16 protein-coding genes are annotated in these 15,306 nt (G+C 63.4%); 8 read left to right on the forward strand and 8 right to left on the reverse strand.

The features are described from left to right. Positions 1 to 155: 155 nt before the first annotated feature. Positions 156 to 1,853, reverse strand: a complete 1,698-nt coding sequence (locus tag ONR57_RS02635) for a glycoside hydrolase family 13 protein (RefSeq protein ID WP_374116374.1) — start codon at positions 1,851 to 1,853, stop codon at positions 156 to 158. Positions 1,854 to 1,975: 122 nt separating this feature from the next. Here ONR57_RS02635 and ONR57_RS02640 point away from each other — a divergent pair, with 122 nt between their 5' ends. Continuing rightward, positions 1,976 to 3,031 (forward strand): LacI family DNA-binding transcriptional regulator, encoded by a 1,056-nt coding sequence (locus tag ONR57_RS02640; protein ID WP_265121318.1) that lies wholly within the window; start codon positions 1,976 to 1,978, stop codon positions 3,029 to 3,031. Here ONR57_RS02640 and ONR57_RS02645 read toward each other — a convergent pair. Continuing rightward, positions 3,011 to 4,192, reverse strand: a complete 1,182-nt coding sequence (locus ONR57_RS02645; protein ID WP_265121319.1) for an ROK family transcriptional regulator — start codon at positions 4,190 to 4,192, stop codon at positions 3,011 to 3,013. The two genes, ONR57_RS02640 and ONR57_RS02645, sit on opposite strands and share 21 nt — an antisense overlap. Positions 4,193 to 4,403: 211 nt before the next feature. Here ONR57_RS02645 and zwf point away from each other — a divergent pair, with 211 nt between their 5' ends. Genes zwf through eda form a run of 4 tightly spaced genes read left to right on the forward strand, consistent with a single transcriptional unit; the run spans position 4,404 to position 9,392 of the window. Next, positions 4,404 to 5,879: a glucose-6-phosphate dehydrogenase gene (gene zwf, locus ONR57_RS02650; RefSeq protein ID WP_265121321.1), complete on the forward strand. Its 1,476-nt coding sequence runs from the start codon at positions 4,404 to 4,406 to the stop codon at positions 5,877 to 5,879. Positions 5,880 to 5,881: 2 nt separating this feature from the next. Then, positions 5,882 to 7,726, forward strand: coding sequence for a phosphogluconate dehydratase (edd, locus tag ONR57_RS02655; RefSeq protein WP_265121323.1), 1,845 nt, complete (start codon positions 5,882 to 5,884; stop codon positions 7,724 to 7,726). Further along, entirely contained in the window at positions 7,723 to 8,739 is a 1,017-nt protein-coding gene (glk, locus tag ONR57_RS02660; RefSeq protein ID WP_265121324.1) for a glucokinase, read from the forward strand. The genes edd and glk overlap by 4 nt, the downstream gene beginning before the upstream one ends. After that, positions 8,736 to 9,392 (forward strand): bifunctional 4-hydroxy-2-oxoglutarate aldolase/2-dehydro-3-deoxy-phosphogluconate aldolase, encoded by a 657-nt coding sequence (gene eda, locus ONR57_RS02665; RefSeq protein WP_265121325.1) that lies wholly within the window; start codon positions 8,736 to 8,738, stop codon positions 9,390 to 9,392. The genes glk and eda overlap by 4 nt, the downstream gene beginning before the upstream one ends. A 71-nt stretch (positions 9,393 to 9,463) precedes the next feature. Here the strand turns inward: eda and ONR57_RS02670 are convergent, their stop codons facing one another. Next, positions 9,464 to 9,997 (reverse strand): MarR family winged helix-turn-helix transcriptional regulator, encoded by a 534-nt coding sequence (locus tag ONR57_RS02670; RefSeq protein WP_265121326.1) that lies wholly within the window; start codon positions 9,995 to 9,997, stop codon positions 9,464 to 9,466. A gap of 122 nt (positions 9,998 to 10,119) precedes the next feature. Between ONR57_RS02670 and ONR57_RS02675 the strand changes: the two genes are divergently transcribed. Both ONR57_RS02675 and ONR57_RS02680 read left to right on the forward strand, forming a co-directional pair. Continuing rightward, positions 10,120 to 11,049: an EamA family transporter gene (locus ONR57_RS02675; protein ID WP_265121327.1), complete on the forward strand. Its 930-nt coding sequence runs from the start codon at positions 10,120 to 10,122 to the stop codon at positions 11,047 to 11,049. Positions 11,050 to 11,100: 51 nt separating this feature from the next. Next, positions 11,101 to 11,736 (forward strand): helix-turn-helix domain-containing protein, encoded by a 636-nt coding sequence (locus tag ONR57_RS02680; RefSeq protein WP_265121328.1) that lies wholly within the window; start codon positions 11,101 to 11,103, stop codon positions 11,734 to 11,736. Here the strand turns inward: ONR57_RS02680 and ONR57_RS02685 are convergent. Genes ONR57_RS02685 through ONR57_RS02700 form a run of 4 tightly spaced genes read right to left on the reverse strand, consistent with a single transcriptional unit; the run spans position 11,717 to position 14,172 of the window. Beyond that, the gene (locus ONR57_RS02685; RefSeq protein ID WP_265121329.1) at positions 11,717 to 12,124 is read right to left on the reverse strand and encodes a VOC family protein; all 408 of its coding nucleotides are present in this window, start codon (positions 12,122 to 12,124) and stop codon (positions 11,717 to 11,719) included. The two genes, ONR57_RS02680 and ONR57_RS02685, sit on opposite strands and share 20 nt — an antisense overlap. Positions 12,125 to 12,174: 50 nt before the next feature. Continuing rightward, positions 12,175 to 12,606 carry a nitroreductase family deazaflavin-dependent oxidoreductase gene (locus ONR57_RS02690; protein WP_265121330.1) on the reverse strand — a complete coding sequence of 144 codons (432 nt, stop codon included), beginning with the start codon at positions 12,604 to 12,606 and terminating at the stop codon, positions 12,175 to 12,177. A gap of 33 nt (positions 12,607 to 12,639) precedes the next feature. Next, the gene (lhgO, locus tag ONR57_RS02695) at positions 12,640 to 13,824 is read right to left on the reverse strand and encodes an L-2-hydroxyglutarate oxidase (protein ID WP_265121331.1); all 1,185 of its coding nucleotides are present in this window, start codon (positions 13,822 to 13,824) and stop codon (positions 12,640 to 12,642) included. A gap of 9 nt (positions 13,825 to 13,833) precedes the next feature. Continuing rightward, positions 13,834 to 14,172 carry a helix-turn-helix domain-containing protein gene (locus ONR57_RS02700; protein ID WP_265121333.1) on the reverse strand — a complete coding sequence of 113 codons (339 nt, stop codon included), beginning with the start codon at positions 14,170 to 14,172 and terminating at the stop codon, positions 13,834 to 13,836. Between the two features lie 112 nt (positions 14,173 to 14,284). Between ONR57_RS02700 and ONR57_RS02705 the strand changes: the two genes are divergently transcribed. Continuing rightward, positions 14,285 to 15,058 (forward strand): NAD(P)H-dependent oxidoreductase, encoded by a 774-nt coding sequence (locus tag ONR57_RS02705; RefSeq protein ID WP_265121335.1) that lies wholly within the window; start codon positions 14,285 to 14,287, stop codon positions 15,056 to 15,058. Positions 15,059 to 15,062: 4 nt separating this feature from the next. Here the strand turns inward: ONR57_RS02705 and ONR57_RS02710 are convergent, their stop codons facing one another. Beyond that, positions 15,063 to 15,284 (reverse strand): hypothetical protein, encoded by a 222-nt coding sequence (locus tag ONR57_RS02710; protein ID WP_265121336.1) that lies wholly within the window; start codon positions 15,282 to 15,284, stop codon positions 15,063 to 15,065. Positions 15,285 to 15,306: the final 22 nt, after the last annotated feature.

Below are 15,306 nucleotides of genomic sequence, written 5' to 3' on the forward strand. Positions count from 1 at the left end.
CGGTGGGTGCGTCCCACTCAGGAACCAACACGGACGGGTCGTGCCCGATGGTTCATTTTATTTCGCAGAAAGGCGGATTACTCCGCCCCCGCGAGCGTTTGGCCCAATTTCACCGCGGTGAATCGGCCCGAACGCTCGCGGTCTCAAGGGGTCTTTCAGACCTTGAGCCAGACGGTCGCGTCCGCCGGGATCTCGTCGTCGACGGGCACACTCGCCAGCACGACTTCACCCGGGGGCAACGGCACCGGCTGCGCACTGAAGTTCGTCACGCATTGCCAGCCGTCCGGGCGCGCGAAGTGCAGCACCTCAGCGTTGCCGTTGTCGACCCACTCGAGCGCCTCGCCCGACTGCAACTTATGCCGCGCCTCAAGCGCCCGGCGGTACAGCCACAGCGTCGATGCTGGATCGTTTTCCTGGACCGCCACCGCTACATCCGCGAACCAGCCCGGCTGCGGCAGGTGTGCGCCATTCGAACCGAAGCCGAAGGATGCGCCGTCCGGCGTCCACGGCAGCGGCACCCGGCAACCATCGCGTCCTTTTTCGACCCCTTTATTACGGAAGTACGACGGGTCCTGCATGGCCTCTTCGGGAAGGTCGCCGACTTCGTGCAAGCCAAGTTCTTCTCCCTGATACATGTACGTGGAACCAGGCAGAGCGAGCAGCAGCAGGACAGCGGCGCGCGCACGCCGCTCGCCCAGCTCGCGGTCGAGCTTCGGCTCTTTGCCGTCCGTCATGAGCCACGATTTGCCGTTTTTCGTGTCGGGATCCTGCGGCAAACCGTACCGCGTTACATGCCGAACGACATCGTGGTTGGACAACACCCACGTCGACGACGCGCCAGACTCCGAGGACAACGTGAGATTGTCGTCGATCACCTCACGGAACTCGCTGGCATCCCAGGCGGCTTCGAGGAGGTCGAAGTTGAATGCCTGGCCCAGACCTTCCGCACTTGCGTAGCGGGGCCGCCGCGGGCGCGGCACCCACGCCTCAGCGACGGCGGTGCGCGGCGGGTCGTACTCGTTGAACACCTTGCGCCATTCTGCATAGATCTCGTGAACCTCATCGCGGTCCCAGAACGGGTGCGTGCCGTCGAGTGGCAGGTTCTCGTGCATCAGGTGGCGCAATTCCTCCCAGGTGGGGAGCGGCTCAGACAAATCTTTTGTCAGCGCGTGGGCAACATCGATGCGGAAACCGTCAACGCCGCGGTTCGACCAGAAGCGCAGCGTCTTGATGAAGTCCTCGTGGACATCCTTGTTGTCCCAGTTGAGGTCAGGCTGCTCCGGCGCGAAAAGATGCAAGTACCACTGCCCATCGGGAACCTGGTGCCACGCCGGCCCCCCGAATACCGACTGCCAGTCCGTGGGTGGCTGGCTACCGTCCGGGCCGATGCCGTCACGGAAGACATACCGGTCGCGTGCCGCCGACCCGGGTGGCGACTGCAGCGCCTCTTGGAACCACTCATGCTGGTCAGAGGTATGGTTCGGCACGATATCGACGATGAGTTTGATACCGGATGCATGGAGGGCAGACACCATCTCGTCGAAATCAGCGAGTGACCCGAGGCGCGGATCAACATCGCGGTAATCAGCCACGTCGTAGCCGCCGTCTGCGAGTTCGGACGGGTAGAACGGGCTCAGCCACACCGCGTCTACGCCAAGTTCCTTGAGGTACGGCACGCGGGCCGTGATGCCTTTGATGTCACCGAGTCCGTCACCGTTGTGGTCAGCGAAACTTCGCGGATAAATCTGGTACACGGCTGCTTGACGCCACCAATTTGGTTTGCTGGGGGCGTCCTTTGTTGCGGACTTGGGCTGTGCCGTGGTGTCGGACACCTGTCCTCCGATCGAGTGCATTGTGGGCGGTTCGGTTTCGCATAGCTAAATCGAGTTAGCTACAATCGAGTATGTTAGGGCCATCACAGCAGTGTCAAGCCTGCCCACGCACATTTGCCGAACTCAGCGAGGAGGGGCCGCTTATGCCCAGAGTTACCCTTGCTGACGTCGCGCGAAAAGCCGGTGTTTCCCGAACCGCGGCCTCGTTCGTGATGACTGGCCGGTCTGCGGACATGCGTATTTCGGAAGCCGCAACGCAGAAGGTACTCGAGGCTGCTGCGGAACTCGGTTATCGCCCCAACCTGACTGCCCGCAGCCTGCGTACTAGCAAGACGCACACCATCGGACTCGTTTCCGACGTCATCGCTACGACCCCGTTCGCCGGCGAGGTCATCCACGGCGCCCTCGACGCCGCACTGGCGCGGGGGCATCTGCTGCTCGTCGCTGAAACCGGCGGCGACTCCGCGGTCGAAGCTGACTTGATCTCAGAGATGCTGGACAGGCAGGTCGACGGGGTCATTTACGCGGCTATGCACACGCAAGAGCGACAACCCCCTGAGGCGCTGGCTGGCGTCCCCGCAGTGCTCATCAACTGCATCGCGCCGGGTTCACAGACCGCGTGCGTACTCCCCGACGAATACGAGGGCGGCAGGGCGGCAGCTACCGCGCTGCTCGACTCCGGGCACCGCGACGGGATCTGCGCCATCGGGGGTCATCACGATCTGCCGCACACGCCGGGCGGTCTGCATGCCGGGAACACCCGCATGCGCGGCATCGAGGATGTTCTGGGCGAGGCGGGCGCCGCACTCTCGTTTTCGATTGAGTGCCAGTACGAACCGGAATTCGGGTACCGAGCCGTGCGTGAGCTTTTGGAGCGAGGCCAGAAGCCAGAAGCGCTGATCTGCCTCACTGACCGGCTGGCGATGGGCGCCTACCAGGCACTCGGTGAAAAGGGGCTGGATATTCCGCACGACGTTTCGGTCGTCTCATTCGACGGCTCTGACCTGGCTTCGTGGCTGCGCCCACGCGTCACGAGTGTTGCCCTTCCCCACTACGAGCTGGGTACCATCGCCGTGAACGCGCTGCTGGATAAGCCGGACTTCATCGGCGACATCTTGGTGTCGATGCCGGTACGTGCGGGCGAATCCATCGCCGCACCCTCGGAAACGCGCGATCGGTTACGCCGCAGCGAGCAGTGAATCGACCGCTCGCGGCGAAAGGATGTCATCAAGAATCATTGTCGCGCACGCTGCTACCGACCCTTGTCCGTGCAGGTCACTCGCCTCGATTCGCAGCTTCCGCGTGGCCATAGCCGTCGCGCGCTGGTAGATCACTTCGCGCATCCCGGCGATGAGTGGTTCCGCGGCGTATGCGAGGTCACCGTCGACGAAAAGCAGTTCTGGGTTCAGCACATTGATGAGCGCGGCAGCGACCTCGCCGATGCACCGGCCGGCGTCGCGGACGGCGCGCACCGCTGCCGGGTCCCCATCGCGGGCCAGGTCAGCGATATCGAGCGTCCGTTTGACGGGCAAACCCGCCGCAGCGAGTTTCGGTGTGAGCGCCCAGCCCGCAGCGACCGCTTCGAGACAGTCGATGCCCCCGCACCGGCAGAGCGCACCGCCACCGTCACTGACTTTGATATGGCCGATTTCGCCTGCAGCCCCGACGGTGCCACGTATAAGCGTGCCCCGGCAGATTATTCCCGCGCCGATACCGGTCGACGCTTTGATGACAACGAGATCATCGACGTCTGGGTGCCGCCGGCGCTGCTCGAGGGCCAGCGCGTTGACGTCGTTGTCCACCGTGATTGGCACCGGGAAGCGGGCAGTGAAGTAGTCAAGGAACGGCACGTCGCCCCACCCTTGCTGAACGGGAGGGCTCACACTTCGTCCAGTGACGACATCGACCGCACCGGGCACGCTGAGCCCGATGCCGCGGACCGCCTCTTTTCCGAAGCCGCTGTCATCGAGCAGTTGGGCAAACTCGGCGGCGGCCGCACCGAGAACGACCGCTGGCCCGTCGGAGAGGTCGACACTGAGCTCGGTTTCTGCGAGAGGCTCGCCCGCGAGATCACACACCGCCATGATTGTGCGGCTGGCGCCCAGAGCGCCCGCGAGCACCACGCCGCCGTGCGCGTTGAGTTCGAGACGTACGGGCGGGCGGCCTCCGGTGGATTCGGCCGCCGCGCGTTCAACCACTAAGTCACGCGCGAGCAATTGGTCCACGCGTGCGGTGACAGCCGTTCGCGAATGACCTGTCAAACGTCCGATTTCGCTGCGAGTCAGCGGTCCGCGCCTGCGTAGCAGCGCCAGGATCTCGCCCGCGGTTGCACCCGGCACCACGGTGAGCGGTTCTTTCACCCCCGACTCCTTTCGCGTTCTCTCTGTTCTACCCGACCACGGCGCTCTCACGCGCGCCATGGGCTCGCTAGCTGACCTTTGGCGCGAGGCGTAGTACCCTCGGATCCACAAGTAATGTACGAAAAATACATAAGGTCTAGCCACATCATACCTAAGTCCTGTAACGTGATGTGCGCCCCCTCACAATCAGTGGCAACTGAGGAGCCCGAAAATGCTCACCACTCAACAGGTCGCTACGTGCGACATCGTCGTATTCGGCGGCACCGGTGACCTGGCAATGCGCAAGCTGATCCCGTCGCTCTACCTGCGCGACCGCGATGGCCAGCTCAGCAGCGAATCGCGGATCATCGCAGTGTCACGTGCCGGGCTCGATGCCGCGGGCTACCGCGACAAAGTAGCCGCCGAACTCCCGCATTTCCTGCCGGCTGACACATTCGATAAGCAGACGATTGAAGAATTCCTCACCCGTCTGCACCATGTGACGCTCGACGTCACATCTACCGAGCCGTGGGAAGAGTTCGCAGGCCTACTCAGCACTGATCCCGACCGGGTTCGCGTCTACTACCTCGCGAGCGCACCCAAACTGTTTGGTGCCATCTGTGAGCGCCTGCAGCGCAACGGACTCGTCACCCCGCAGTCGCGCGTCGTTCTCGAAAAGCCCATCGGAACGGATCTCGCGTCGGCGCGACAGATCAACGACGAGGTCGGCGCTGTCTTCTCCGAGGAGCAGATTTTCCGGATCGACCACTATCTGGGTAAAGAGACGGTGCAGAACCTGCTGGTGCTGCGCTTTGCCAACACCCTCCTTGAGCCACTGTGGCGGTCGGCTTCCGTCGACCATGTCCAGATCACTGTCTCCGAAACCGTCGGGGTCGGTAATCGCATCGGTTACTACGACGGCTCAGGCGCATTGCGGGACATGGTGCAGAACCACATGTTGCAGTTGCTCTGTCTCGTTGCGATGGAAGCACCCAACCACTACGACCGCGACTCCGTCCGTGACGAGAAGCTGAAGGTGTTGCAAGCCCTCAAGCCGCTGACCGGCCACGACGTAATCCGAAATACCGTGCGCGGACAATACAGCGCCGGCGCGGTCGACGGTAAGAGCGTCCCCGGTTACGCCGAAGAGCTCGACGGCGACTCCAGCACCACTGAGACCTACGTTGCCCTCAAGGCAGAAGTGGCCAACTGGCGCTGGGCGGGCGTCCCCTTCTACTTGCGGACTGGGAAGCGCCTCGACCGGCGCGCGAGCGAGATCGTTGTGCAGTTCAAAGAGATTCCGCACTCGATTTTCCCCGGCATCGAGGACGGTGTTATCCCGCCTAACCGTTTGGTAATCCGGCTCCAGCCAGACGAAGCGGTGTGCTTGCACCTCGTCACAAAGGCGCCCGGTCCAGGTGGATTGCGGATGCGCGAGGTCCCACTGAATCTGAGCTTCGCTGAGACCTTCGACGAGCGTCTCCCCGACGCCTACGAACGACTCCTGATGGACGTCGTGCGCGGTAATCCCCTGCTCTTCATGCGCCGCGACGAAGTCGAGGCCGCATGGGAATGGGCCGAACCCATTCTGACCGCGTGGGAAGACTCCCAAACTGCTCCGAAACGTTACGCCTCAGGCAGCCATGGCCCCGCAGCTGCGACAGCCCTGATCGAGCGTGACGGCCGCACCTGGAACGACGAGGAATGATAGTGCCTGTTCACCCCAGCATTCATCCGACGGTCACCGCAGTCACCGAAAAGATCATCAACCGGAGCCGCGACAGCCGCTCCGCTTACCTCGAGCGCATACGCGCCGCAGCCTCACAAGGGCCCGCGCGCGGCAAGCTTGGGTGCACCAACCTCGCGCACGGTTTCGCCGCGGAAGCGCCCCGCAGCAAGGATCTGCTCCGGCGCAACGTCAAGCCGAATATCGCCATCGTGTCGGCGTACAACGACATGCTGTCGGCACACAAACCTTTCGAGGGTTATCCGCGGCGCATCAAAGAAGCCGTGATTGACCACGGCGGCATCGCTCAGTTCGCCGGCGGCGTCCCCGCCATGTGTGACGGCGTCACGCAAGGGCGCCCCGGTATGGAGCTCTCGCTATTCAGCCGGGATGTCATCGCGATGTCCACCGCCATCGCGCTCTCGCACGACATGTTCGACGGCGCCCTGATGCTCGGCGTCTGCGACAAGATCGTGCCCGGCCTGCTCATCGGTGCCCTCTCCTTCGGCCATCTACCGACGATTTTCGTACCCGCGGGCCCGATGACGTCAGGCCTGCCGAACACGGAAAAAGCCCGCGTGCGTCAGCTCTACGCGGAAGGCAAGGTCGACCGGGAAGCGCTCCTGGATGCGGAAGCGAAGTCGTACCACAGCGAAGGAACCTGCACGTTCTACGGCACGGCAAACTCCAACCAGCTGTTGATGGAGGTCATGGGCCTGCACCTGCCTGGCGCAAGCTTCGTGAACCCGGGGACGGAACTTCGCGACGCACTGACCACGGCAGCCGCACAGCGGGTGGTGGAGTTGACGGCCGGCGGGCCAGAGTTCACCCCGATCGGCGAGGTCGTGGATGAGAAAGCCATCGTCAACGGGGTGGTCGCGCTGCTCGCTACAGGCGGGTCGACCAATCACACGATGCATCTCGTCGCGATGGCGGCCGCCGCGGGCGTCGACCTCCGGTGGGACGACTTCAGCGAACTCTCCGAGGTTGTGCCGCTCCTCTCGCGGATCTACCCGAATGGCAGTGCGGACGTTAATCACTTCCATGCCGCTGGCGGCATGGCATATCTTATCGGCGAACTGCTCGACGCCGGGTTGCTGCACCCGGACGTCACAACAGTTGCAGGCGGCGGCCTCGACGCTCGCTATCGCCGCGAGCCCGTGCTCGAGGGCGGCCAACTGTCCTGGCGCGCGGGTCCTCGCGACAGCCTCGATAAGCAGGTCCTCCGCAGCGTGGCCGACCCGTTCTCCACGGACGGCGGCCTGCGCATGCTGCAAGGCAACCTCGGCAAGGGCGTCATCAAGGTGTCAGCCGTCAAGGCGGAGCACCGCGTCGTCAAGGCACCGGCCGTGGTCTTCGATGATCAGGACGACTTCCTCGCCGCCTTCAAGCGCGGCGAACTCGAGCGAGACTTCGTCGCCGTGATCCGCTTCCAGGGCCCCCAAGCGAATGGGATGCCTGAGCTGCACAAGCTGACGCCGCCTTTGGGGGTGCTGCAAGATCGGGGCTTTAAGGTTGCGCTCGTTACCGACGGGCGCATGTCCGGAGCGTCGGGCAAGATCCCGGCCGCAATTCATGTCACCCCGGAGGCGACCACCGGCGGCCCAATCGCGCGAGTTGCTGACGGCGACGTTGTCGAACTCGACGCGGAAGCCGGGACGCTGACGGTATTTGCTAACGACCTCGAAAACCGGGTTCCCGCTGCACCCGCTGGCGGCACGACCTTCGGAACTGGGCGTGAACTATTCGCCGCGCTGCGCGGCGCTGTTGGAACCGCTGATCGCGGTGCTTCCGTTTTCGGTGCGACACTCTCTGGAGCTCAGGCATGACCCCGACACCTTCAATCGCCGCCCCGTGGCTTGTGGCTGACATCGGCGGGACTAACGCCCGCTTCGGCCTCATCACCGAGCCAGGGGGCAGGCCGCAACAGATAGCCAGCCTCGCTGGCGCGAAGTACCCGGACCTTGCTGCCGCGGTCGAGGCGTATCTCGCATCCGTGTCCGGCGTTGGCCGTCCGCGCGTCGGTGGCATCGCAGTTGCCGGCCCGGTCAGCGGCGACAGGTTCCGGCTTACGAACGCGGCCTGGGACTTCTCGGTCACGGCAACAAAACACACACTCGGCTTTGACTTTCTCGGGCTCATCAACGACTTCAGCGCTCTCGCGCTCGCCGTCCCGCATCTCGACCATCATGCGGTCGTCCCACTCGGCGGCGGTGTGCGCAATACCGATCTTCCGGTCGCAGTGATCGGTCCAGGCACAGGCATGGGTGTCGCTTCCCTGATCCCCGTCCGGGACAAATGGATCCCTGTGGCTACGGAGGGCGGGCACGTTACGCTGCCCGCCGAGACGGAGCTCGAAGCCCAAATCGCGACGTTGCTGCGGCGCCGATTTGGTCATGTCAGCGCGGAAACCGTCCTCTGCGGTGTCGGACTCACCAGGCTGTACCACTGCATCGCCGCGATTCGCGGCGAAGAGTCAGTGATCATCTCACCCGCCGAGGTGTGCGCGCGCGGCCAATCTGGCGCGGACACTATCTGTACTGAGGCTCTCCAGGTATTCTGCGGGATGCTCGGCTCGTTCGCAGGCAACACAGCACTCACGATGGGCGCCCGTGGTGGTGTGCTTATCGGCGGCGGTATTCTGCCCCGCATGCGCGAGGTCCTGCTCGCCAGCGACTTCCGGGCGCGCTTTGACAACAAGGCACCGATGACGGGATATGTGTCGGCGATCTCGACCGAACTGATCATCGCGGACGCCCCAGCACTACTCGGAGCAGCAACGTGGCTGGCTCAGGAACTCACCCCCATCACCGAAACCAGCCCAAAAGGAGCACTGGTATGACCGCCTCAACTGCATCCAAGGACACCGCCGCTGCTGTAACCAGCCTTCTCGACGTGTCTCCGGTGATCCCCGTTGTTGTGCTCAACAGCCCGGACGAGGCGGTGCCGCTTTCCCGTGCGCTGCTCGATGGGGGCATCCGCATTATCGAGGTGACGCTCCGTTCGGAGGCTGCGCTGCCCGGAATCGAACGGATCGCCGCCGAAGTTCCGGACATGGTGGTCGGCGCTGGCACGGTCCTCAACCCCGCTGACGTACGCAATGCCGTCACGGCAGGATCACAATTTCTGGTGAGTCCCGGGTCGACGTCACGGCTGCTGGCCGCGATGGATGATAGCGGTGTGCCGTACTTGCCTGGTGTCTCGACTCTGTCGGAAATGATGACGCTACTCGACCGCGGTGTCACCGAAATGAAGTTCTTCCCCGCGAAGGCCGCAGGCGGGCACGCCTACCTGAGTTCGGTGGCCGGGCCGCTGCCGCAGGTGCGCTTCTGCCCAACCGGTGGCATCACGCCACTCACCGCGCGTGACTACCTCACGCTGCCGAACGTGGGCTGCGTGGGCGGCACCTGGCTGGCGCCCAAGGCAGCGGTCACGAGCGGTGATTGGGCGCGCATCACCGAACTCGCTGCGCAGGCGTCGAGCATGGCACTCTGACAGCGGCTCCTTTCCGCAGCGCACGCTTCCCGTCCCTGGCTTTCCCGGCTAGCCAGGGACGGGTTTCGCGTTTACGGCGTGAGGGTGGTGTCGCCGAGGCTGACAAGAAACTTGCGCAGGATCGCATCAAGTTGGGCACGTTCTTCGATAGTGAGAGCGTTGAGGACACTCGCTTCGTTCGCGATGTGTGGCGGCGTCACGTCTTCGACCTTTTTGCGGCCCGCTTCTGTCAGCCGCACCAGCATCGAGCGCCGATCGGACGGATCGGTATCGCGCGCAACTAAACCGCGCTGCACGAGCCTGTCGACGCGGTTGGTGATGGCGCCGGATGTCAACAGCATCGCCCGTATGAGCGCCTTCCCCGAAAGGCCATGCGGATCACCTGCTCGGTACAGGGTCGCGAGTACATCGAACTCCCACCACTCGAGGTCATGTTCAGCGTGCAGATCACGCACGTGTTTACCGAAGTGCTGAGCGGCGCGAGTCAGTCGCGCACCCGTCCCGACGATAGCGAGATCGCCGAAGAAGTCCACCGGACGTCCGTCACGGTCGAGCCGTCGGCACCACTGTGCAACGAGTTCGTCAATAGCGTCCGTTTCACTCACGGATCCAATTTATCTCAATATTGATCTATTTGACATTAAGAGATTGGACGCGGAGAGTTGACAGCGGCACCGCAGTACCGTGCCACACGACCAACGATGAATGCACAGAAAGCTCGGCGGACATGGCGTACACGGCTGATACCGCAGCCACCTCCGGACACGGAGCTCATAAGGGCTACCACCGCGCACGCCTGTCCGACATCGCGCTCACGCTCATCGCGCCCATCACGTGGGGTACGACTTACGTCGTCACCACCGAACTGCTGCCGCCGGACCGTCCGCTGCTCGCGTCCCTCCTCCGCGCGCTCCCAGCCGGGCTCCTGCTGCTCGCAATCACGCGTCAACTCCCCCGCGGCGACTGGTGGTGGAAGGCAGCAGTGCTCGGCACCCTCAACTTCGGCGCGTTCTTCCCCCTCCTCTTCCTCGCCGCATACCGGCTGCCCGGCGGTGTCGCGGCAACAATCGCGGCTGTGCAGCCGCTGATTGTGCTCGCCGTGGCCTACCTTGTATTCCGGACCCGCCCCACGCTCTGGTCACTCGGCGCGGCGCTGGCCGGCGTCCTCGGCGTCGGCCTCCTTGTCCTGACCGCAGCTGGAGCACTCGACACAACCGGGGTAATCGCCCAGCTGACCGGCATCACCATGATGGGCACCGCGATCGTTCTCGCGAAGAAATGGGGACGGCCGCAGGGCACCTCGATGCTGTCGATCGCGGGGTGGCAGATGACGATGGGCGGGCTGATGCTAATCCCTGTCGCGCTGATCGGCGAGGGCATCCCGCCATCACTGACCGGTACCAACATCCTCGGGTACGCGTACCTCACGATCATCGGAGGTGCTCTCGCCTACGTGTGCTGGTTCCGCGGCATCGAGCGGCTCCCGTCGACGTCGGTCGTTTTCCTCGGCCTCGCGAACCCCATGACCGCGACCCTCGCGGGTCTCGTCATCCTGGGCCAAACCCTGACTGCGTGGCAGACGGTTGGCTTCGTCATCGCGCTCGCCGCAATGGTGACTTCACAAGTCACCCCAAACACGAAACGCCACCCAACGTGACATCCTGGTCTGGTGTACGCCGAGCGCAGCTCTCCCATCCACCATGCTGTGGTGTGGACGGCAACCGACCCTAGCGAGTCGGCTCAGCTCGTCATTCCTGACGGGTGTATCGACCTCCTCTGGCACGCCGGAAACCTGCTCGTTGCGGGGCCCGATACGCGCGCCCACACCACCACGTGGAGTGCGGATTCGTGGACGGGGCTGCGGCTGCGGTGCGGCATCGGTCAGCACATAATCGGGGTGCCCGCACACGAGATAAGGGACCAGCGCGTGCCGTTCGCAGAGCTGCTTTCTGCCAGCGAAGCGCGGCGATTCCACACCATCGTCGCCGCGTCCAACGATGCTGGCACAGCGCTTGAGCACATCGCGCGGCAGCGTCTGACTGAGCCGCCCGACACGTTCGGTGAAGTCGTTTTCACTATGCTTCAACAGGGCACGAAGGTGTCTGGACTCGCCGCCGCGCTGGGACTCAGTACCCGCCAGCTGCACCGCCGCTGCCGCGACACGTTCGGATACGGACCGAAAACCCTCGGGAAAATACTGCGGTTCAATCAGGCGCTCAGTCTCTCCCGTTCCGCGCATTCACTCGGTGACGCAGCAGCCCAGTCCGGCTACGCGGACCAAGCACATCTGGCGCGGGACGCGAGATCGCTGACCGGTCGCACCGTCACGTCGCTGCTTGCGTAGCCGGGAGCAGCGCGTACAGGTCAACACCGTTGCCGTCCGGGTCGTGGACGACAGCATAGCGCTGACCCCAGAAAGCGTCCCAGGGCGCGAGGTGGCCGTCGTATCCCGCTTCCACGAGGTCGCGGTAGACGGCATCAACATCCGCCGGGCGCTCGCATTGAAAAGCGAGGCTGATCTGACCAGACTGCGGAGGCTGCCAATCGGGCTCAAATGACCGCACCGTGGCCAGGTCGTCCCACGCCAAGCGAATGCCGCCGCCGAGTTCCGCCTCGACGTGCGGCTGCGAATCCGCGTCGTCAGGGATCGCTAGACCCAGCTTGCGGTAGAACTCGAGTGAGCGGCGCATATCCGCGACCACCAAGGCGATAACGTTCAAACGAGGCTTCATACTACCCACAGTAGAAACCATCGCTCACCGTGTCTTGAACGAATCGGACGTCAGCCGCGCGTCAGCGCGACGACAGGTATGCGACGCGTCGTCTTCGTCGTGTACTTGTCGTAGTCCGGCCAGAACTGCGCCATCGCGCGCCAATGCTCCTCTCGCTCCGTACCTTCGAGAACCGTCGGAGTCACCCGAAACTTGTCGGTCCCCAACTCAACCCAGCCCTCGCCACGATCACGCAGATTGAGATACCAGGCTGGGTGGGTATCGCTGCCGCCGAACGATGCGATCACGATGAGACGGTCACCGTCACGCGTGAAGAAAAGCGGCGTCGTGTGTTCTTTCCCCGACTTTCGGCCGACTGTCGTCAAGAGCAACTGCTCGTGGCCCCCCATGGTGGCCGTCCCTCCAGAGCGGCGAAATCGCCACGTTTCGACTTTGGTGCCGATACGCATGACCGCTTTAAAAAGGGCACTGTGCTGCGTCATAGCGACAGCCTATTACTAAATCTGCTGCAGGGACTACGGCAACAGTTGCACGATGTGCTCAGCGATCGGCATGGCAGATGTCGCCGCTGGTGAAGGCGCGTTCAGAACGTGCACAGTACGGTCGGTCCGCTCGATGAGAAAGTCGTGAACCAATGTTCCATCCCGAAGCACCGCCTGCGCCCTGATACCAGCTTCGCGCGGCTGAAGGTCGCTGAGCGTGAGTGCGGGACAGTACTTTCTGCACTCCGCGAGATAACCCCGCTTAAACAGTGAGTTTCGGGCTTCACGGAACCCTACGCGCATGTTCGCCTTCGCTACCCGGTAGAAGCCAGGGAAGGACAGATAGTCCCGCACATCCGCGAAGCTGACCGCGCCCTTGCGATACCCCTCCCGCGCCAAACCGAGCACAGCGTTCGGTCCGACCGTGATTTCTCCATCAATCGTCGCGTTCAGATGAACCCCAAGAAACGGCAGGTCTGGATCCGGTATGGGATAGATGAGGTGGTGCACCAGGCCGGAGCGGTGCGGCGGCAGCCGATAGTATTCACCGCGAAACGGGATGATGCGCAAGTCAATCCGCAGGCCGGCCAGTCGTGCGAGCCGGTCCGCCTGCAATCCTCCGCACACGACGACGTGACGGGCCCGATAGGTGTCCGCACGCGTTCTGACAGTGACCGCGTCGGTGTCCTCGGCGATATCTATTACTTCAACACCGACACGTATTTCACCACCGCGTTCGGCGACGAGGTGGGCCAATGTGTCTGCCACGCGGCGGAAGTCGATGATTCCCGTACTGGGGACGAAGAGCGCCCCTACACCCGTGACGTTCGGCTCTCGCCGGGCGAGTTCCGCTCCGTCGATGCGCTCCACTTCGAGGTTATTGATGCGTGAACGGTCATGCAGCGCAAGCATTCGTGCATGTTCGCGCGAGTTCGTGGCGACGAGAAGTTTGCCACGGACGTCGAACGGGATGCCATGCTGTTTCGCGAACGCCTTCGTTACTTCAGCGCCGCGGCGGCAGAGGTCCGCTTTGAGGCTGCCCGGCGGGTAGTAGATCCCGGAATGGATGACGCCGCTGTTATGGCCAGTTTGGTGCGCACCGAGTGCGGGCGCCTTCTCCAGAACGAGCACGCTTGCGCCGGGCCGGTCGCGCTGCAGCCGCTCCGCGGTAGCTAGTCCGATAATCCCGGCACCGATTACGCAATAATCGAAGACCACCGCACGAACCTATCCCGCCTGCGATTGATAGCGCGCGCCCCAGTCGTCAAGCATCGCAACCAGCGGGGCTAGGGTGGCACCGAGTTCGGTCAGCGAGTACTCAACGCGTGGCGGCACCTCGGCATACACTTCCCGGTGGACGATGCCATCCGTTTCCAGTTCGCGAAGCTGGCGCGTGAGCATGCGCGCGCTTACCGCACCGACCGCCCGGGCCAGTTCACCGAATCGCAGGGTCGCCCCCGTGAGGTGCTTGACGATTGTCATCTTCCACGAGCCACCCAGCACCGCAATCGCCACTTCTACCGGACACACGTCCATGGCGCGGAGTACAGGATCTCGCACCGGCATTCCCTCCTTGGTTACATAAGTGTTAGTACTGCACATTAATGACCGTACTTGCTTGCTTCGAATATACGTACCAGCATGAACCTGAAAGCATCCCTCAGGGAAGGACTTCTTCATGCGAGTTCACTGGATATATGCGCACCCCAGCGCAGAATCACTCAATGCGCGGCTCCACCTGGCTGGGACAGCTCACCTTCGGCAGTCGGGACACGACGTCGTCACATCGGATCTTTACGCAATGGACTGGAACCCGGTGTTCTCACAAAACGACTTCGGCGAGCACAGGCGCGACAATGCGACAGTGAGTGAGCAGTCCCACCGGGCGTTCCGCTCCGGAAGCATCGCCGGCGACATCGCCCTGGAGCAGGGCAAAATCGCGTGGGCGGACACGGTGGTGCTGCAATTTCCGCTTTGGTGGTACGGGATGCCGGCGATCATGAAGGGCTGGTTTGATCGCGTCTTCGTCAAAGGATTCGCCTTCGGCGTCAAAGATCCCGCATCCGGCCGAACACTCAAGTACGGGGAAGGCGGACTACAAGGAAAGCGAGCGCTAATTGTCGTGACAGCAGGCGACCGGGCCACATCGTTCGGAGCGCGCGGCATCAACGGTGATATTGAGTCGCTGCTCTGGCCAATTCTCCACGGCACATTCTGGTACACCGGCATCGCACCGCTGCGGCCGCACCTCATACCAGCCGTCGACACCCCCAGCTGGGCCGGCGCAGGCCAGGATGAACGCTGCCTCCTGGCACGCCTGTCCACGATGACCGACGAACAGCCCATCCCGTACCGCGCACTGCGCAGCGGCGACTATGACGCCGACCGCACACTCGCACCCACGATTCTCCCTGGCCAGCAGGGGCTCGGGGTGCACAAGCACTGCGCGTGAACACTCAGTAGTGAATGAGTATCCAGGGCGTGTTGAACACACCCAAACAGGACAGCCGCCACTGCCCGGCCATCAAGTGCTGATGCATTCCCATAAGGCACTCCGCCTGGTTCGGGTACACATGGAACCCGATCCCCGGGTGCGCCGATGCGCTCGGCGCCGCCGCCAGCGAGATACCTGCAGCCATCAGAACAGATGCCCCCAGAACCGTCGCCCTGCGTTTCATCGCTCCTCCTCGAGGACGCTTA

It is taken from the genome of Hoyosella sp. YIM 151337 (genome assembly GCF_026041215.1).
Taxonomy (GTDB): Bacteria; Actinomycetota; Actinomycetes; order Mycobacteriales; family Mycobacteriaceae; genus Hoyosella.